Raw genomic sequence first — 20,006 nt, 5'->3', positions numbered from 1 at the left:
TATGTCGATTGAAGTATCAAACGTTTCTAAGGTGATTAAAGGAAGGACAGTGTTACAAAATATAAACTTTCAGCTAGAACGAGGGAAAATCTATGGCTTCGTTGGCCATAACGGTTCAGGGAAATCGATGTTATTTCGCGTTATTTGTGGCTTAGTAAAACCGACTGTCGGAACCGTAAAATTATTCGGAGATGTGTTACATCAGGATATTTCGTTTCCTAAAAGTGCAAGTGTTATCCTTGAAAAGCCTGGATTTTTAGAGCATTATTCAGGGTTCTCCAACTTAAAATTTTTAGCAGCGATACGCAATCAAATTACCGACCAGGATATAAAAGCTGCAATAACAAAAGTTGGTTTAGACCCTGATGATAAACGCCCTGTTAAAGCCTACTCTCTTGGTATGAAACAAAAACTAGCAATTGCTCAAAGCATTATGGAAACACCTGAATTAATTTTATTAGATGAGCCAATGAATGGCTTGGACGAAGATTCTGTACAAAATGTATATAACCTCATTAACGCCGAAAAACAGCGCGGTGCTACCATATTATTAACTTCACATAATAAAATCGATATTGAGTCTCTATGTGATCAAGTATATAAACTGCGTGAAGGTGTGTTAACGGGAAGCCCCGTCTGACCTCTCTTTGCCTGATTGGAGCAGAGGGCGGGCGACTCCTGCGAGAACGCACACAACGTAAGACGCAACAAACCGCACGTTAGCGAGGGTTGCGGCTTTCAGTGTGCCCGCGGAAAGCGCCAGCCCGTAGCGGAAATCAACCGCAGTATTTCTGTCTATTAAATAGCGACAATTATTTAAAGGCATTGAAAAGTAACTCGACACTTCCTTCTATTTATTATTCTTTTGAAGCTTTAACTTTAATAAGTTGATTGGAGCGGAGGGCGGGCGACTCCTGCGGAAACGCACACAACGTAAGACGCAACAAACCGCGCGTTAGCGAGGGTTGCGGCTTTCAGTGTGCCCGCGGAAAGCGCCAGCCTGTAGCGGAAATCAACCGCGGTATTTATCTTTTCTTTGAACATAAATGCAGTAATTTTAACTTTTGCTTTCCCTCAAATATAGTAAAACCTCCACTTTGACAAAGTTCAAAATGGAGGTTTTCTTTAATTTACTCTTCCCAAAACAATTCATCCAACGTTTTATTTAACGTTTTACAGATTGCAATACATAAGTTTAAAGTCGGATTATATTTACCTACTTCAATTAAGCCGATCGTTTGTCGAGTAACCCCTACTTTTTGTGCTAAATCTTCTTGTGACAAATCATGTTCTATTCGAGCCATTTTTAAACGGATATTTTTCATGCTAATCACCACTGTTAATCTTCTAAATTTTTTTGTACGACTTGATCACTTTTCTTTTTTGCAGCCTTATACGATAATCCCAAAAACCCTGCAAAAAATGGCACATATATCAGTAGAGATACTAAAAATACAACGAAGAAATATTCTATTGCTTGTTGTGTACTGTCTGCGTAGTTAAATGCACTGTTAAGCCCTAAAATAATTGCAAAAACTAAACCAAATACAACACCAAAAAGTACATTTTTTGTTCCTAATTTGACTTTGCTATTACTATCGTGAACCTCTATTTCATCTGTTAAAATGCCAAGATATGCCGTTCTAACATAATAATAGACAGATGATATAAATATAATCAACCACTCTGTTAATACATTATCCAAGGACACGCCCATTTTAAAGAATTTAATTAAGATCGATATTGAACATACAATCATGATCAATACATAAACTTCTTTGTATATTTTATTTTGTAAATTTTTTACACGTTCATCAACTTGCTTCTTCTGTCTGGCAGCCATAATTTTCCTCCATTCGTTTTATTAATTTTATTATATAAAACAACATTGCTTTTTTGCAATATATAAATTGCATAAAGTTATTTATAATTTACAAAATGCAAAATGTGTTCTCTTAAAGACATGAAAAAGGCACATTTTCTTGTGGAAAATGTGCCTTAAAAATTCATTTTTTAAAAATGTCCATGTTGCCTATTAACGTTAGGAATTTCTATTCGTTTACTTTTCCCATAGCTCAATTCGTCTGCCCTCTGGATCTTCAATCCATATGAAATTTCCAAATTCACTAACCTCTTTTTCCTTTACAAAAGGAACACCCAATTTCTCTAGATGCTTAATACTGTCATCTAGATTTTCAACTTGGAAGTTTAACATCACTTGTTGTTCTAATGGAAAATAGCCATCATCCTCGGTAAAGAAAGAAAAAATTGTTTCATTGTCTGCTTGTGGTGTAATAATGGCACCATTCCAGCCTTCGATTTCCATGTTTAAAACTTTACTGTACCATTGTTTAATATCCTCTAAATTTTTTATTCTCCAAAAGATTCCACCAAAGCCCTTTATATTCATAAATTTCACCTTCCTATCTTTTCGTTATTCATTTCAATTCTCTTTATAAAAGCGATTTCCTTCTAGTGATTAAGTAATAAGCTTCGCAAACCAAGCAACATAATGTGCCCCAGGTATAAATAAAGCTTGCGCCAAAATCGTTCCTAAAAGTCTGGATGTCATCATCATAACTGACGCTCTTTTTAAATCTAAATAGCTACCTCGCTTGTTAATCACATCATCCGCAAGTATTGAAATTTTAGGATCAATAAAAATAATTAACAAAATCGTCGCCATACCATTGATTAGTCCAGACGCCATAACAGCAGTGTTACTTAATTCTGGTACTAATAACCCAGCATATAAAGCTGATAAAACACCAATCGTATAAATCGCTGTAATGACAATGTTAATGACAAATAATTTTACTGGAATATCTCTTAAGCCAATTCCCTTTAAATACGAAAAACTTGGCTTACGAATATGTTTAATTCCACGTCTTACATATTCAAGCGTAAATCCTTTTTTCAATAACGCTGGGATTGAACCTCTTTCCTCAGCCAAATGGATTATCCCTCGCGAAAAGATGGCTACGAACGTTGGCAGTAATAATATCCCTATAAGAGTTCCTACCGATGCCGCTCCAATAATAATGCGATATTGGTTTTCTACATAGGCTAACGCATTGTCAGCAGGAGCTGTATCCACCAAACTTCCTGTAAATGGTTGCTGCATCATATTCGCTAGCCTCGAAACCATGACCATTACATTAAAAAGCGATAAAGCTGAAGCTAGCAACATTACACGTGCTCCTGATAAACGGACTGCATACGCAAGGGTTTCGATTGAATGAATGATGAGAATAAATAAAGCAATCATCATTAATTTTCCTGTTATAATTTCCACTCTCTCTACCTACTCTTAACTTTCCAATTATTTCACATGTAGACGTTTGAATTTTAAATTAGTTCCAGAAAGCTTAAAATACCTGTGAATTATAGCCATTTAACTACGATATCAAAAAACCGTAGACAAACACAAATCTCTCTGCGTTTGTCTACGGTTTAATTAACCTCGTAGGGCGTCAATAAGCTCAGGTTTATATTCGCCACTACGTAACATTTCAATTTCATATTTATAAGGTGCTGTTTTTGATTTAGCATCACTATTTAATGCAACAAATGGTGTTTCTAATATTTTTGGCACGTCCATCAATTGAGGATGGTGGACTACGTATTTTAAAGCATCAAATCCGATATGCCCAAAGCCAATATTTTCGTGACGGTCTTTCCCTGCGCCACGAACATTTTTAGAATCATTTATATGAAGGACCTTAATACGATCCACACCAATAATCTTATCGAACTCGTTTAACACACCATCAAAATCTTCTACAATATTGTAGCCAGCATCATGCGTATGGCATGTATCAAAGCATACAGAAAGGCGCTCATTATTTGTAACACCATCAATAATTTTTGCCAGCTCATCGAAAGAACGCCCGCACTCTGTTCCCTTACCTGCCATTGTTTCTAATGCAATTTGCACGGGATAATCTTGTGAAAGCACTTCATTTAAACCTTCAATAATTTTGGCAATACCTGCATCTGCTCCTGCGCCTACATGTGCACCAGGATGTAAAACAATTTGCGTTGCTTCCAATGCAGCCGTGCGCTCAATTTCTGATTGTAGGAAATCTACACCAAGACGGAAGGTTTCAGGTTTTTCTGTGTTTGCAATATTTATAATGTATGGAGCGTGCACGACAATATTGGACATGCCATGCTCTTTCATGTGTAATAGACCATTCATAATATTAAGATCTGCAATTGGTTTTCGACGCGTGTTTTGTGGAGCACCCGTGTAAATCATAAAGGTGTTCGCACCATAAGAAAGAGCTTCTTTACTAGAGCCGAGTAGCATTTCTTTACCGCTCATTGAAACATGTGAGCCAAGTAACATATATATGCCTCCTTATTTTTTGCCGCGTGCTTTTATGCGACGTTCGCGTTTTTTAATTTTTTCCATTTCCCATTTCATATTACGTTTGTAGCCTGGTTTTACTTTTTTCGGTTTGCGCACTAAAGATTTTGCTTTTACATCAATTTCATTTTCGTGCTTCACTCGGTTTTTACGGGCATGACGTTCTTTTAGTTCAGACCATTCACCATCTTTGACATCCTTTTGTTCAAATGGAATACCCATTTTCTCAACACGAGCCAATGCGTCCTCATCTGAAGGCTCAAATAATGTAATCGCCGTACCTTTATTACCCGCACGTGCTGTTCGACCAACACGGTGAATAAAGAATTCAAGATCTTCTGGAATTTCATAGTTAATGACATGTGAAATCCCTTGAATATCGATACCACGCGCAGCAAGATCTGTTGCCACGATATATTGATATTCTAAATCACGAATTTGCTTCATCATTTTTTTACGATCACGCGGTGTTAAATCACCATGTATTTGACCACAGCGAATCCCTTGCTCGTTTAAATAACCAGCAACATGCTCTGCCGTTTTACGTGTATTAGTAAAAATAACCGCTAAAAACGGGTTAATGCCTTCAATGACATCTAGTAAACGTTTGTTGCGTGATTTCGAACGAACAGGCACTAGCACAAAGTCAATACCTTCTGCTACTGGACGTTTATCGTTCATATGAATGTGTACAGGTGCTTCCATGTATTTTTTTAGGAATGGCTGTAGACGTTCTGGAATTGTTGCAGAGAATACGAACATTTCAAGCTTTTCTGGCATTTGAGAAGCAAAGCCATCAATCTCTTCGATAAAGCCCATATCGAACGCTAGGTCCGCTTCGTCTACCACTAAAATTGGTGCCGTATGCACAAATAACGCTTGAGCTGAAACAAGATCACGAATACGTCCTGGTGTACCAACAACGATTTGTGGTTGCGTTTTTAACTTATCAATGGAGCGTTGTTTGTCCGTACCCCCAATAAATAATTTCGCTTGAATCTCTGTTCCTTCTATTAATTGATTTAACGCATCAAAAATCTGTTGAGCAAGCTCTCGTGTTGGCGAAGTAATAACAGCTTGTACTTCTTGCTTGTCAACTTGAATACGTTGCACAATCGGAATAAGGAAACTATGTGTTTTCCCTGTACCTGTATGTGCTTGACCAATCGCACTTTTACCTTTAAGTATTAGCGGAATAATTTCCTTTTGTATTGGTGTTGGTTCTGTGAAGCCAAGTTTTGCAATTGCGTCCTGCAAAAATGGCTGAAAATTATAATCAGTATATTTTGACATAATTCGTTCCTCCTTACATCTTTCCCATTGTACCATGATTCGGCCTTTTAGGTATGTTTCCTTACTATTAACATAAGCATTTACAAAATTCTATTATTTTTTTCATCGATGCAACGCTAACCTTTAACAAACTTACTTTAATTGCGACTATTATGCAATGAAAAATGTAAAGTGTGAATAATGCAAAAAAACCAATAGACTTTTTATATTTTTTATGTCGATTTTTATCCAACTAATGATTTGAATATTTTCCACATGATAAAATAAAATATCACATACTATAAGGAGGTTGCTAGATCATGAAAGCAGTAAGATGGTATAAAGCAAGGGATATCCGTGTTGAAAATATTGTAGAGCCTACCATTGCATCAGGAAAAGTAAAAATTAAAGTACATTGGGCAGGAATTTGTGGCAGCGATTTACATAGGTATACAGTTGGACCTATCTTTATTCCAGTCAAACAACTCCATCATGATAGAAGTGATACTTATCCACTTGTTATGGGTCATGAGTTTTCAGGCGAGGTAGTAGAAGTTGGCGCAGGGGTCACAAAGGTAAAAATCGGTGATGCAGTCGTAATCGAACCAACTCTAGCCTGTGGTGAATGCGCTGCTTGTAGGAAGGGAAAGTATAATATTTGTAAGCACCTTGGTTTCCATGGACTTTCCGGCGGCGGCGGTGGCTTTTCACAATATACAATGGTAGATGAACGGATGGTGCACAAAATGCCTGAAGGGCTATCCTATGAACAAGGTGCACTTGTAGAACCAGCAGCAGTCGCTTTACACGCAGTACGTCAAAGTAAATTAAAAGTTGGTGATAAAGCAGCTGTTTTTGGAACAGGGCCAATTGGTCTCCTCGTGATTGATGCATTACGGGCATCTGGAGCTTCCGAAATTTACGCTGTGGAACTTTCAGCCGAACGTGCTGCAAAAGCGATGGAATTGGGCGCAACCGCTGTTATTAATCCAAAGGAAGAGGATGCAGTTACGCGTATTCATGCATTAACAGATGGCGGTGTCGATGTAGCATTTGAAGTAACAGGCGCACCAGACGTTTTACAACAAGCCATTGACTCCACTACTTTTGAAGGCGAAACAATAATCGTTTCTATTTGGGAATCTGTCGCTTCTATACAGCCTAACATTATTGTGCGTTCAGAGCGCACCGTAAAAGGAGTTATGGCTTATCGTGATGTCTTCCCATCCGTTATGGAGTTAATGACAAAAGGTTACTTCCTAGCAGACAAGCTTGTCACAAAGCGCATTGGGCTTGATGATATTGTTACAGAAGGCTTTGAAGCGTTACTAAAGGAGAAAAATCATATTAAAATTCTTGTTAACGCACAAGGATAAAACTCCGTATCATTTCTTTTACAAGTAGATAGAGAAAATGATGCTATCCCCTTTTCTCTATCTGCCTTTTATATTAGCACTTATATCCTATTCATATTGCTTCATCCTTTTAAAAATTTCCAAATTCGCCATTAAAAAGTTTACTTTCTCTTCTCCAAATATGCCGAGCGTGCGTCCTTCTGTATGAACCTCTACAATTTCTTCAATTTCCTTTACTGACAGGCCACTTGCATGTGCAATTCGGTTTATTTGAATTTGTGCTGCTTGCACACTAATATGTGGATCTAAGCCTGACCCTGAGGCTGTCATTAAATCAGCAGGAATCTCTTGTCGTTTTACTGTTGGATTGGCCTCTAAAAATGCTTGAATGTCTTCATCGATTCGTTTTATTAATTCTGGATTGGAAGGTGCATAGTTAAAGGTACCTGAGCTAACTCCTCCATAGACAGTTGCTCCATGTTCGTCTGGTACAATATCTTCTTTTGCATACACATTATAATTAATAGAAGAAACACGTCCCCCAAAAAATGCTGGTGATGTAAAGGCTTGCCCTAATAATTCTGAACCAACAGCTTTACCATCAACTTCAACAATGCTTCCATTTGCCTGCTCGTTAAATAGTCCTTGTGCAATGCCTGTCACAGTAAAAGGATAAATTAAACCACATATTACAAACATTATTAATGATACAAATAACGCTTGCTTTGCATTATTCCAAAATCGATTCATGTCATGTCCCTCCTATAGCCCAAGCATGGACAACAGTGGCCCTATTAGTAAATCAATCACCTTTATTCCAATAAAGGGAGCAAAGATGCCACCAAGTCCATAAATGAACAAGTTTTTCTGTAATAATTTTGCAGCGCTCATCGGCTTATACTTTACACCCTTTATCGCTATAGGAATTAATAACGGAATAATAACCGCGTTAAAAATTAAAGCAGAAATGATGGCACTTGTCGGTGAATCGAGTTGCATAATGTTAAGTGAGCTCATTTCTGGTACTGCCACCATCAGCATGGCAGGGATAATCGCAAAGTATTTCGCAACATCATTTGCAATACTAAATGTAGTAAGTGCGCCACGCGTCATCAATAATTGCTTCCCAATCTCTACAACTTCTATTATTTTAGTTGGATTTGAGTCTAAATCTACCATGTTCGCAGCCTCTTTCGCTGCATTCGTACCTGAATTCATAGCAAGACCAACATTTGCCTGCGCCAATGCAGGTGCATCATTCGTTCCGTCTCCTGTCATCGCTACAACTTTCCCTAGTGCCTGCTCGTCTTTTATGACCTTTATTTTATCCTCAGGCTTACTTTCAGCAATAAAGCTATCCACGCCTGATTCTTTGGCTATAGCTGCTGCTGTTAAGGGATTATCTCCTGTACACATAATTGTTTTAATGCCCATTGCCCGCAACTGTTCAAAGCGTTCTTTTAAACCAGATTTGACAACATCTTTAAGATGGATTACGCCTAAAATATTATGATTCATCGACACAACAAGTGGCGTCCCTCCGACAGAAGATACTTGATGGACTAACTGCTCCAAATTTTGAGGGATTGAATGCCCTGCAACAATGCTTTCTTGTTTAATCGTATCATAAGCCCCTTTTCGAATTTGAGTGCCATCCTGCAAATTTAATCCGCTCATCCGTGTTTGTGCAGAAAACGGTATATGCTCACTTGATTTAATAATATGTTGTGCATCTGTCGTATTCACACCTAAATCACATGCTAACGATAAGATAGATTTTCCTTCAGGTGTGTCATCAGTTAAGGAACTAAGCCATGCAGTTTGCATCAATGTTAGATGCGCTACTCCCTTTACAGGTAAAAACTCAGATGCCATGCGATTGCCATAAGTGATTGTTCCTGTTTTATCTAATATTAGGGTGTCTACGTCACCGCACGCTTCCACAGCTCTCCCCGACATCGCAATGACATTAAACTGTGTCACACGGTCCATTCCAGCAATACCAATGGCGGAAAGCAAGCCACCAATTGTAGTGGGAATTAAACAAACTGTCAGTGCAATTAATGTTGCCATGGAAATATGCACATTTAAATAAGTAGTCATTGGATATATTGTCACGACAACCAATAAGAAAATTATCGTTAAACTTACTAACAAAGTATTTAACGCGATTTCATTAGGTGTTTTTTTCCGACTTGCCCCTTCTATTAGCGTAATCATTTTATCTAAAAATGACTCTCCTGGCAGTGATGTAATTTCTATAATAAGCCAATCACTAGTGACAGTCGTTCCTCCTGTAACAGATGAAAAGTCACCACTTCGTTCTTTCACAACAGGTGCCGACTCCCCTGTAATGGCCGATTCATCGACAGTCGCAATCCCTTCAATTACCTCGCCATCGTTCGGAATGACCTCCCCCGCTTGAACTAAAACTTTATCTCCCTTTTTTAGTTCCTGTGCTTGTTTCATTATTTCCGAACCATCCGCTAAAAGAACTCGTGCCAGTGTTACTGTTTTTGTATTTTTTAATGTTTGTACCTGAGCCTTCCCTCTCCCTTCTGCTATAGACTCTGCAAAGTTAGCAAATAAAATCGTGACAAAGAGAATAAAAGCGACAATAGCATTATAGAGTCGCTCATGCTCCCCTTCCCCGCTCCCAAGTAAATGGGGGAAAAACGATAACAATAACACTAAAATAAATCCACTCTCTACAACGAACATTACAGGATTTTTGATCATATATAGTGGATTAAATTTTTTCAACGCACCGATCATGGAATGCTTGATTATTTCGCTCGAAATAAAACTTTTCCTTCCAGTTTCCATTTATGTCCCTCCTCATTAGGAATGTATTTGTAAATGCTCTGTAATTGGACCAAGTGCCAATGCTGGTAAAAATGTCAATGCGCCAATCATCAGTACAATGCCAACTAGTAAAAATGTAAACATCGATGTATCTGTTTTCAATGTTCCAATTGAATCGCTATGCAACATTTTTTTAGCAAGTAACGAAGCAATTGCCAATTGAATTATGATGGTTAAATAGCGTCCGAAAAACATCGCTAGCCCTGTCGATACATTCCAAAATGTCGAGTTATCGGCTAATCCTTCAAAGCCAGAGCCATTGTTGGCAGATGCAGAAGCAAATTCATATAGCACCTGTGATAAACCATGTGCACCTGGGTTTGTTATGCCTGCCACACCTGCTGTCGTAGCAACAGCAAAACCCGAAAATAACAGAATGATGGCAGGATGAATTAAAATACACAGCGCTATAAGCTTCATTTCCTTTTCCTCAATTTTCTTCCCTAAAAATTGTGGGGTGCGGCCTATCATTAAGCACGCAATAAAAATCGTCAGTAGCACATACATCATCATGTTCATAAGCCCAACGCCTTTACCACCAAATACAACGTTTAGCATCATGTTAAACATCGGCACAAGTCCACCAAGCGGTGTTAAAGTATCATGCATATTATTGACAGAGCCAGTTGTAAAAGCCGTTGTGACAGCAGTGAAAAGAGCGGATTGTGCTATACCAAAGCGCATTTCTTTTCCTTCCATACTGCCAAGTGCCTGTGTAAGACCTAGCTCATCAATAAGTGGATTTCCAGCACGCTCAGCTATATACACTGTTACTAGCCCAATTAGAAACAGCATACTCATGGCTCCAAAGATTGCTAGCCCTTGCTTCCCAACTATCGTTTTCTTTTTTCTATAAGCAACCATTAAACCAAATGCTATAACACAAGCCCCAGGTAGCAACATCATAGATAGCATTTCTACAATGTTGGATATAACGGAAGGGTTTTCAAAAGGAGTCGTCGAATTGGCTCCATTAAACCCGCCTCCATTTGTACCAACATGTTTAATTGATTCAAGGGATGCAACAGGTCCAAGTGCAATATCTTGCATCTTTCCTTCAATTGTTTGTACGGTTTTATTGGCGCTTAATGTTTGAGGTGAACCTTGCCATACTAAAATAATGGCAACCACAATTGAAATGGGCATTAATACACGTGTAATCACCCGTACAAAATCTACATAGAAATTGCCCAAAGTATCACTTTTGGCTACTAGACGTCGGCAAAACGCCATACATGCTGCATAGCCTGTCGCTGCCGATGTGAACATCATAAAAATAATGACGAGCATTTGTGACAAATAACTTAAACCTGATTCACCACTATAATGCTGCAGATTTGTATTGGTCATAAATGAAATGATCGTATTAAAGGAAAGCGTTGCCTCCATATTTTCAATTTCATTAGGGTTTAACAACAAAAAAGATTGTATGCGCAATAGCATATAGCCAATGAACACCATAAAAGCATTCGACATAATTAACGACAGCACATATTGTCTTCCAGTCATATCCACTTGCTTTACGCCACATAATTTATAAATGACACCATCTACTTTATCCATCACTGGATCGAGCCATGTTTTTTTATGCATTGTCACATGAAAAAGATAATGGCCCATTAGGATAACAAGCGGTAAATAAATAATACAAACAATGGCTATTTGCCACATACGCTATTCCTCCTGCATCCTATTAATAATTTTCTGGATATAAGAGGGCGTACCCTAAATATCCAAAAAGTAAGATAAGTATAATTCCAATAACAATGCCCATAGCGATTCCCCCTACTCTTCGACTAATTTGTAGCACCAAATGATTAACGCATATAGACTGGCAAAACTAATGATTAATAAGCCAATCATATAAAAGTCCATCAATTCACATCACCATTCCCTCCATTTGATGTTTTCATCATACTGACTTTGAAATTAATGTAGTGTTAGGAAATTGAATTTTGTATTAAGAAACGATAAAGGGGTTAAATCTTTACACTTTCTTAATGTCAGATAACGCTATAATACAAATGAGGTGAAGGATGATGGAAAATGAGCGCCCCACTCCAGAGGAATTTTTAGCAAGAATTCATCAGGAGCAAGCAACTGTAGGGAGACTAAAAATTTTTATCGGATATGCTGCTGGCGTAGGTAAAACGTATGCCATGCTAGATGCAGCACATCTAGCAAAAAAACTTGGCAAAGATGTAGTAATTGGCTATATTGAGCCACATCCACGTCCAGAGACATTAGCCTTACTTGACGGACTTGAGCAAATACCGACTAGAAATTTGCATTATAAAGGGAAAAACTTTCAAGAATTAGATATAGATGCAGTATTGCAACGCAAACCAGAAATCGTACTAATCGATGAGTTGGCTCATACAAATGTTCCACTTATGCGTCATACAAAAAGATTTGGGGATGTAGAAGAATTACTTGCGAAAGGTATCCATGTATATACAACTGTAAATATTCAACATATTGAAAGTCTGCACGATGTAGTTGAAGAAATTACGGGGGTACAAGTGCGAGAACGCATTCCAGATTATTTAATTGATCAAGCAGCACTTATCAAGATTGTGGATATTGAACCAGATGAGTTAATTCAACGTTTAAAAGAAGGAAAAATCTATCACAAACAACAAGCTGAAAAAGCATTAGCTTCCTTTTTTCGCAAACAAAATTTAGTTGCACTTCGAGAAATTGCCTTACGCAGGACTGCAGATACGGTTAATTACAAACAGATAAATGATAGCGAATCGATTAGGCAAACGAAACAAATTGAAGAACATATTTTAGTAGGTATTAGCAGCTCCCCGACTAATGCAAAAGTTATTCGCACTGCCGCAAGACTTGCTCAAGCATTACATGGCAAATTTACTGCGCTTTATGTGCAAAAGGTGCAAGAAAGTAGTTTTAACAAAGCAAATGATGAACGATTGCAACAACATATGAAATTGACCGAGCAACTTGGCGGCCATGTTGTAATCGTTCAAGAGAATGATATCGCAGCTGCACTAGCCAATTATGCACATTTAAGTGGGGTCACAAAGCTAGTAATTGGCAGAACTGCTTTGAAAAAGAAATGGTGGCTGCCACATGCGAAAATCAGTGACAGGCTCAATGAATTTGCACCGAATTTAACTATGCATATAGTTCCAGATCAAGAAAATGAACGATTGTATGTGCCTACTGGCGTTCGAAATCGACTAACGATTGAATGGTTGGATTTAATAAAAATGGCAGTAGTGTTTCTCTTAGGCTCTATTTTAGCTTTATTTTTCTTTACAATAGGAGTTAGTGAATCCAATATTATTACGATTTACATTCTCACTGTGCTAATCCTTGCGATATGGTCGTCAGGCTGGCTAATGAACATTATTAGCTCTGCAGTAGCTGTACTTCTATTTAACTTTTTATTTACTGAGCCACGATTTTCCCTTGAAGCATATCATCGGGATTATCCTATTACTTTTCTCATTATGTTTTTCTCTGGCATAATCACAAGTAGCTTAACAAAAAAGATAAAAGAGCAGGCAATCGTTGCCGTTCGTAAATCATATCGAATGGAAGTTTTACTAGAAACAAATCGCAAACTACAACACGCCAAATCTATCGAAGAAATCATTACGGAAGGCATGACACAGATTGTTAAATTAGTAGAAAGACCTGTACAATTTTTTGAAATAGAGCAAAAAATAATTACTAACTCTATTTTTTTCCCAACAACAAGTCTATCTAATATGGAGAATACTAACGTAGCATCACTCTTTCAAGATACTAATGAATTAGGTGTAATACATTGGGTCATTAATAATAAACATTTTGCTGGTATATCAACAGATATTTTCCCTGAAGTGAACGGCTATTATTTACCTGTTATTTCAAGTGGAAACATTAAGGGTATTGTAGGAATTGCTCTTTCTAAGCAAGCACCTCTCCCCGCATTTGAGCGCGATATTTTACATGCTATTTTGAATGATTTTTCATTCGCTCTCGATAAATGGTATTTGCAAAGTTTAAATGAGCAAGTTGCAAGGGAAGCGGAGCTTGAACAAATGAGAGCTAACCTTTTACGTGCTATCTCTCATGATTTACGAACACCGCTTACAACTATCTCTGGAAATGCAGATATCCTGTTAACAAATAAAGCGCATATTCCTGAAATTGAAAAAACACGATTATACGAAGATATATACAAGAACTCAAAATGGCTTGTTCAAATGGTTGAAAACCTACTGGCAGTTTCGATGTTAGAAGATGGGCAATTTGCATTAGAGATGCAATTAGAGCTTGTGGAGGATATTATTCAAGAGGCGTTACTGCATGTTACTCCACGTGACAATACACATAACATTTCTTATCATGTAGAGCCTGAATTACTTATGGCATTGATGGATGCACGCCTAATGATTCAAGTAATTATAAATATAATCGATAATGCATTAACCTATACACCTGCAGGTAGTGCCATCTCTTTCATTGCAAAAGATCGAGACGAGTTTGTTGACATTAGTATCACTGACAATGGACCAGGTATTGACGATTCGCTAAAAGAAAAACTGTTCGAGCCGTTTATAACAGGTAAAGTTCAGCGTAGTGACAGTCGAAGGGGCTTAGGCTTAGGGTTAGCACTATGTCAAACAATTTTAAAATTACATGATAGTGAATTAGAAGTTGCAAATAACTATCCGACTGGAACCATCTTTCGTTTTACTTTAAAAAAAGGAGTTGTCAGTATAAATGAATAAACGGATTTTAGTCGTAGAAGATGATGTAGCAATCGGCAATTTAATTAGAATGACCTTAACTACTCAGCACTATGAATTCGATATAGCACAAGATGGTTCTAGTGCATTACAAAAAGCTATCTCGTTGAAGCCTCATGTCATTATCCTTGATTTAGGCTTGCCTGATATGGACGGGATAGACTTTATTAGAAAAGTACGTGGCTGGACCCAAACGCCCATAATTGTTGTAAGTGCCCGCGGTGAAGAACTCGATAAAATAAGCGCATTAGATGCTGGTGCGGATGACTATGTCACAAAACCTTTTAGCGTGGAGGAGCTACTTGCACGTATACGTGTAGCATTACGAAGAATAAGTAGCGAACATCAGCTAGAAGCAGAGTCAGCAGTGTTTGTTAATGGTCAATTAGAAATACATTACGTGGCAAACACCGTGTTTGTTAACGCGATGGAAGTGCACTTGACACCTATTGAGTATAAACTTTTAGTTGTTCTATCCAAGCATGTTGGCAAAGTACTTACACATAATTTTTTATTGAAGGAGATATGGCAAAATGCTCTCCAGTCAGATGTTCCAAGCCTTCGAGTATTTATGGCAACTCTTCGAAAGAAAATAGAAGAGAATCCCTCACAACCAAAGTATATTCAGACTCACGTTCGGGTTGGATATAGAATGCTGCGAGTGAATGATGATGAATAACGTTAGATCAAATTGCACTATCAAATACGCTATTCAACTATAACAACTACTTTTCTCTACGGTAAAAATCCGTACGCATGGCTCCAACTCTATGGAGCTATGCCTTGTATTTATTAATTACTGCTTTCACATATAACTTTCTCACTTAGCAATTTTGTTGGGACACGTACTTAATTGCAAAAAGCTATCCGATTTTCACTTAAATAAGCAAAAATATTATTCGCCTGCTATTGTAAATGTTTTATGTTTTTTTTAGAATTTTCTTTTCCTCATAATCCATTCTATCGTGACTTACATAACTTAATATGAAAGAGCACATAGGAGCCCTTTCAATTGTTCAATCATTAGCATTTGTCGAACGCTAACATCAGCGTCTGCATATCATATCTATAATCAGGTATGTCATCAATGAAAAGCATACAATGAAAGGAGATCATTATGGTATTTAGACCACCTTATCAATTCCCTATGTATCCTGGTGGCATGCAAATGCCTGCGCAAATGCCCGCGCAAATGCGGATGCCTACACCTCCTCAGATGCCACCACAGTCCTTTTACCCGCCTGGAGGTTTTCCTCAACCACGAATTCCAGGTGGTTTTCCAATGTCTGGTGGAATGAGAGGGGGATTCGGAGGGCAAATGCCGACGCCACCCGTTCAGGAACCTTCCAAAATCGGTTCTTTTTTACAACAAGCAAATAGTTTATTTAATTCTGCCAAAACGTATACCCCTTATATACAACAAGCAATGCCAATGGTGAAAAACATCCCTTCACTTTTAAAATTGTATAAAGGCTTCCAAGGACTGCCTGCAGCGGGTGCAGCAGCAGGCGTGGCCGCTGCGGCTACTGATGCAGCGGCAGCAAGTAAGGCAGCAGGTTCCACTAAAGGTAGACGTTCAACACAAAAAAATGCGTCGACTACTCCACGTGAACCGCTTCCATCTAAGCCACGTATTTTCCAGCCACCTATGGAGTGAAGGTTTCTTTGTATTCGACGTGCCTGTCCGTTATAATGTAGGTAGGTAAGCTTGAAAGGAGTCACAACCATGCAAGTATTAAAAATTAATCCACGTGGCTATTGCTACGGTGTTGTTGATGCGATGGTCATTGCACGTAACGCCGCACTCGATAAAACATTACCAAGACCTATCTACATTTTAGGGATGATTGTGCACAATAAACATGTTACAGATGCCTTTGAAGAAGATGGTATCATTACACTAGACGGTGATAATCGCTTAGAAATTATTGAACAGGTTGAAACAGGCACTGTTATTTTCACTGCGCACGGTGTTTCACCTGAAATTCGTGAAATTGCGAAACGCAAAGGCCTAGTATCCATTGATGCTACATGTCCTGACGTAACAGTAACACACGATTTAATTCGTGAAAAATCAGCTGAAGGCTACGATATTATTTATATTGGTAAGAAGGGTCATCCAGAGCCAGAGGGTGCAATCGGTGTTGCTCCAGACCATGTTCATTTAGTACAATCTTCAACGGATATTGATGCTTTAAACTTAACAAATGATAAATTGCTAGTAACAAACCAAACGACTATGAGTCAATGGGATGTTGCCCATTTAATGGATAGTTTAAAAGAAAAATTCCCACATATTGAAGTTCATAAAGAAATTTGTTTAGCAACACAAGTTCGTCAAGAGGCTGTTGCGAAGCAAGCAGGAGAAGCAGATTTATTAATTGTTGTTGGCGATCCTAAATCGAATAACTCGAACCGTCTAACACAAGTATCTGTAGAAATTGCAGGTACACCTTCTTATCGTATTGCAGACGTTTCTGAACTTAAAGTTGATTGGTTAAAAGGAATTAATACAGTTGCTGTCACTGCAGGTGCTTCCACACCAACACCTATTGTGAAAGAGGTTATTAATTTCCTTGAGCAATTTGATGAAAATGATGAAACGACGCATAGTATCCAACGTACCGTTACACTTGATAAAATTTTACCAAAAATTAAAACGCCTAAGCCTGTCGATAAAATTATGCCTTACTAATTTGTATCCAACTTTTGGAGATATGAATGAAAGTTTGCGACAATAAAGAAAAAGTGTTAGATTGACTCCCATCAATCTAACACTTTTTTGCTGTGAACGTAGTTGTTCGCTACAGCGACCGCTTTTTGCGTGCACATCGTAAGTTGACAACCCTGTAAGCTTTTATCGCAGATATCGCCTGCTTCACAAACACCTTACCCTATAAAATTTCAAAATAATGTCTCTGTCTATTCCTATTACTTACTGAAATAATAATTAATTGGACGACCAATGCCACCGTAATGGACATCCATCGTTATTTCCTTTTGCTTTTCTAGATAATCTAAGTATCGTCTTGCTGTTACGCGTGCAATTCCAACACCGCTTGCCACATCTTCTGCTGATGCACCATCTACCGATTGCAAATAATGGACCACTTTCTCCAGTGTCGCTCGATTAAAACCTTTTGGCAAGCTTTTTTCGGTTTTCTCCTCACTTGCTACTTCAGCCTTCCCTTCTCCACTATGATAATGGAATAACTGATCGAGCTCTCCTTGCGTTAGCTCCTTTTGGGTTAGCATTTGTTGCTTAAATCGCATGTAGTTTTCTAGCGTACCTTGCACTCGTTCAAATGAAAATGGCTTCATTATATAATCAAAGACACCAAGATGCAAAACTTGTTTTACCGTTTCCATATCATTGGCTGCCGTTACAGTTATCACATCGACGGGAATTTTGAATTCACGAATTTTTCGCAAGCTTGTTATACCATCTTGCTCTGGCATAAATATATCTATAAACACTAAATCTGGTCGTAGCGTACGGATTTTGTCTATTCCTTCTACCCCATTCGACGCTTGCCCTATTACCTTAAATCCAGCAACTTTTTCAATGAATTGACGGTTTACCTCCCGCACCATGGGATCATCCTCTATTAATAACACGTTAATCTGCGTCACTATTAAGCCCTCCATACAATCGATTACTACTTTCTTCTATTAAACGAATTCAATACACTTCTCTCACATGAAGTGCATAATGTATGCTTTCATACAATGTCCTTTATAAAGTAAAACTTCCGAACACTAAGAATGATAAAATGTTATTAAAAAGCTTGTCCCTTTACTTGGTTCGCTGATTACTTCGATTTCACCCTGTCCTTTTTGCACGATTTCTTTTATTAAATACAGTCCGATACCTCGGCCCTTTTTTTCTTTAGTCGAATAGCCATTTTTAAAAATTTGTGCCTTTACTTCTTTCGTCATGCCCACTCCGTTATCTGTTACTAAAATTGCAAGTACATCATCATCTTCATCTACTGAAATATGCACAATCTTCTCTTCAACGGGACTATCTTTTAATGCATCAAATGCATTTTCAATTAAATTCCCAAATAGAATGACAAAATCATGATGATCTAAATTTTTAGGAAATGTTGTGAGACGACTCGCTCGGTCTATCTCTAATGTAATGCCATGCTCTTTCGCATGAGCAATTTTACTAAGTAATAACCCCGAAATATTTTCATTTTTAATGCGCTCATTTAAAAAATTCGTGATTTCATCATGCTCTTCCTTTACTTGTGTTAAATAGGAAAGTGCTTGTTCATGATGTCCAAGCTGCAAAAGGCCAGCGATCGTATGCAATTTATTTTTATGTTCATGTGTTTGTACACGTAATGCCTGAACAAACGCCTTGACTCCCGTTAATTCCTCGGCTAATTTCTTCACCTCTGTCCGATCCTTAAACATCGCTACAGCACCAACAGTTTTACCATTGACCTGTATAGGAATACGATTACTCATAATGCTATGATCATTTATATAGAGTTCACGATTATAGAGAGGACGATCTAGCGCTAATATTTCGGGTAGCCGCGTATCTGGCAACACCTCGAAAATTTTCTTCCCAATTAGTGATGATGGTCGCTCAGCCACACCTAATATATCACATGCCTTTTCATTAAAAATGGTAATCGTCAATTCCGTATCTATGGCGATAATCCCTTCATGCATCGCGTTAAATGTTTCAGTGCGTTCCACGTACATTTTAGCGATTTCGTGGGGCTCTAATCCAAACATTTGTTTTTTCATATGCCGACCTAACGTGTGAGCACCCCAAGCACTAAATAATAAGGACAAAGCTACTGTAATTAATAGCTCTTTTTGGATTGATAATAGAAGTTCACTCACAGTTAATACACTATAGCCAACGATAACAACACCAATTTGACGTCCATCATCTGTCATAATTGGCACGAAAGCTCGAACCATATCTCCATGCTCACCATGTGCAATCGATGTATAATAATGTTCAGAAAATGCAGCGTTTAAATCACCAGACTGTGAGATTGTACCAATTTCATCCCCATTTGGATGGGAATATTTTCGTCGTTGCATATCGAGGACAACTATATACTGCGCCCCATTAATATCTCTTATTTCTTCAACAACAGGATTAATATGTTCAGTCGCTTCTGTAAAATCTCTATTAGTAATAGCAGTTTTCATTTCTGGTAGCTGTGAGACTGTTTTTGCAACAAGCAATGCCTGTTCCGCCAGCTTTTCTTTCTGTTCATTCATAACAAACCCAAGCAAAAAAGTTCCACCAATACTAAAAGACAACAACAGTATAAAAAAAGTAAGAGACATGATTTTGCCCTTCATCGATAACTTTTGAAATTTCAAGACCATTGCCTCCCT

General features: G+C 38.0%; 17 protein-coding genes. 6 read left to right on the top strand and 11 right to left on the bottom strand.

Annotated features, from left to right (window positions below):
- The first annotated feature begins 1 nt into the window (after position 1).
- Complete coding sequence (locus JNUCC52_RS21650) at positions 2-640, top strand: ABC transporter ATP-binding protein (protein ID WP_172772046.1); 639 nt, start codon at positions 2-4, stop codon at positions 638-640.
- 490 nt (positions 641-1,130) lie between these two features.
- On the opposite strand, the gene JNUCC52_RS21645 is transcribed toward JNUCC52_RS21650, so the two are convergent.
- The 6 genes from JNUCC52_RS21645 to JNUCC52_RS21620 all read right to left on the bottom strand — a co-directional run bounded on the left by JNUCC52_RS21645 (position 1,131) and on the right by JNUCC52_RS21620 (position 5,665).
- The gene (locus JNUCC52_RS21645; protein WP_024362980.1) at positions 1,131-1,325 is read right to left on the bottom strand and encodes a helix-turn-helix transcriptional regulator; all 195 of its coding nucleotides are present in this window, start codon (positions 1,323-1,325) and stop codon (positions 1,131-1,133) included.
- A gap of 14 nt (positions 1,326-1,339) precedes the next feature.
- Entirely contained in the window at positions 1,340-1,843 is a 504-nt protein-coding gene (locus tag JNUCC52_RS21640) for a DUF6773 family protein (RefSeq protein WP_337980798.1), read from the bottom strand.
- A gap of 216 nt (positions 1,844-2,059) precedes the next feature.
- The gene (locus JNUCC52_RS21635; protein ID WP_337980797.1) at positions 2,060-2,410 is read right to left on the bottom strand and encodes a VOC family protein; all 351 of its coding nucleotides are present in this window, start codon (positions 2,408-2,410) and stop codon (positions 2,060-2,062) included.
- A 69-nt stretch (positions 2,411-2,479) separates the two neighbouring features.
- The gene (locus tag JNUCC52_RS21630) at positions 2,480-3,268 is read right to left on the bottom strand and encodes a lipid II flippase Amj family protein (RefSeq protein ID WP_337982245.1); all 789 of its coding nucleotides are present in this window, start codon (positions 3,266-3,268) and stop codon (positions 2,480-2,482) included.
- 189 nt (positions 3,269-3,457) lie between these two features.
- Positions 3,458-4,351: a deoxyribonuclease IV gene (locus JNUCC52_RS21625; RefSeq protein ID WP_139860786.1), complete on the bottom strand. Its 894-nt coding sequence runs from the start codon at positions 4,349-4,351 to the stop codon at positions 3,458-3,460.
- Positions 4,352-4,363: 12 nt separating this feature from the next.
- Positions 4,364-5,665, bottom strand: a complete 1,302-nt coding sequence (locus JNUCC52_RS21620) for a DEAD/DEAH box helicase (protein ID WP_139860784.1) — start codon at positions 5,663-5,665, stop codon at positions 4,364-4,366.
- A 299-nt stretch (positions 5,666-5,964) separates the two neighbouring features.
- On the opposite strand from JNUCC52_RS21620, the gene JNUCC52_RS21615 reads away from it, so the two are divergent.
- Entirely contained in the window at positions 5,965-7,020 is a 1,056-nt protein-coding gene (locus JNUCC52_RS21615) for a 2,3-butanediol dehydrogenase (RefSeq protein ID WP_337980796.1), read from the top strand.
- A gap of 87 nt (positions 7,021-7,107) precedes the next feature.
- Here JNUCC52_RS21615 and kdpC read toward each other — a convergent pair whose 3' ends face one another.
- Genes kdpC through kdpA form a run of 3 tightly spaced genes read right to left on the bottom strand, consistent with a single transcriptional unit; the run spans position 7,108 to position 11,535 of the window.
- Positions 7,108-7,749 carry a K(+)-transporting ATPase subunit C gene (gene kdpC, locus JNUCC52_RS21610; RefSeq protein ID WP_337980795.1) on the bottom strand — a complete coding sequence of 214 codons (642 nt, stop codon included), beginning with the start codon at positions 7,747-7,749 and terminating at the stop codon, positions 7,108-7,110.
- Between the two features lie 12 nt (positions 7,750-7,761).
- Positions 7,762-9,825, bottom strand: coding sequence for a potassium-transporting ATPase subunit KdpB (gene kdpB / locus JNUCC52_RS21605; RefSeq protein WP_337980794.1), 2,064 nt, complete (start codon positions 9,823-9,825; stop codon positions 7,762-7,764).
- A gap of 15 nt (positions 9,826-9,840) precedes the next feature.
- On the bottom strand, positions 9,841-11,535 hold the full coding sequence (kdpA, locus tag JNUCC52_RS21600) for a potassium-transporting ATPase subunit KdpA (RefSeq protein WP_337980793.1): 1,695 nt from the start codon (positions 11,533-11,535) through the stop codon (positions 9,841-9,843).
- A 365-nt stretch (positions 11,536-11,900) separates the two neighbouring features.
- On the opposite strand from kdpA, the gene JNUCC52_RS21595 reads away from it, so the two are divergent.
- The 4 genes from JNUCC52_RS21595 to JNUCC52_RS21580 all read left to right on the top strand — a co-directional run bounded on the left by JNUCC52_RS21595 (position 11,901) and on the right by JNUCC52_RS21580 (position 17,325).
- Positions 11,901-14,612, top strand: coding sequence for an ATP-binding protein (locus JNUCC52_RS21595; RefSeq protein ID WP_337980792.1), 2,712 nt, complete (start codon positions 11,901-11,903; stop codon positions 14,610-14,612).
- Positions 14,605-15,309 carry a response regulator gene (locus JNUCC52_RS21590; RefSeq protein ID WP_337980791.1) on the top strand — a complete coding sequence of 235 codons (705 nt, stop codon included), beginning with the start codon at positions 14,605-14,607 and terminating at the stop codon, positions 15,307-15,309. The genes JNUCC52_RS21595 and JNUCC52_RS21590 overlap by 8 nt, the downstream gene beginning before the upstream one ends.
- Before the next feature lie 438 nt (positions 15,310-15,747).
- A complete protein-coding gene (gene vrrA, locus JNUCC52_RS21585; protein WP_139860177.1) occupies positions 15,748-16,287 on the top strand; it encodes a VrrA/YqfQ family protein in 540 nt (179 codons plus the stop codon).
- 69 nt (positions 16,288-16,356) lie between these two features.
- Positions 16,357-17,325, top strand: a complete 969-nt coding sequence (locus JNUCC52_RS21580; RefSeq protein WP_172772054.1) for a 4-hydroxy-3-methylbut-2-enyl diphosphate reductase — start codon at positions 16,357-16,359, stop codon at positions 17,323-17,325.
- 236 nt (positions 17,326-17,561) lie between these two features.
- Here JNUCC52_RS21580 and JNUCC52_RS21575 read toward each other — a convergent pair whose 3' ends face one another.
- Positions 17,562-18,263 carry a response regulator gene (locus tag JNUCC52_RS21575; RefSeq protein ID WP_337980790.1) on the bottom strand — a complete coding sequence of 234 codons (702 nt, stop codon included), beginning with the start codon at positions 18,261-18,263 and terminating at the stop codon, positions 17,562-17,564.
- Positions 18,264-18,389: 126 nt separating this feature from the next.
- Positions 18,390-19,997, bottom strand: a complete 1,608-nt coding sequence (locus JNUCC52_RS21570; RefSeq protein WP_172772056.1) for an ATP-binding protein — start codon at positions 19,995-19,997, stop codon at positions 18,390-18,392.
- Between the last annotated feature and the right edge of the window lie 9 nt (positions 19,998-20,006).

The organism is Lysinibacillus sp. JNUCC-52 (genome assembly GCF_015999545.1).
GTDB lineage: Bacteria > Bacillota > Bacilli > Bacillales_A > Planococcaceae > Lysinibacillus.
The sequence above is the reverse complement of the archived record's forward strand: the minus strand, read 5'-3'. Positions and strand labels throughout refer to the sequence as shown.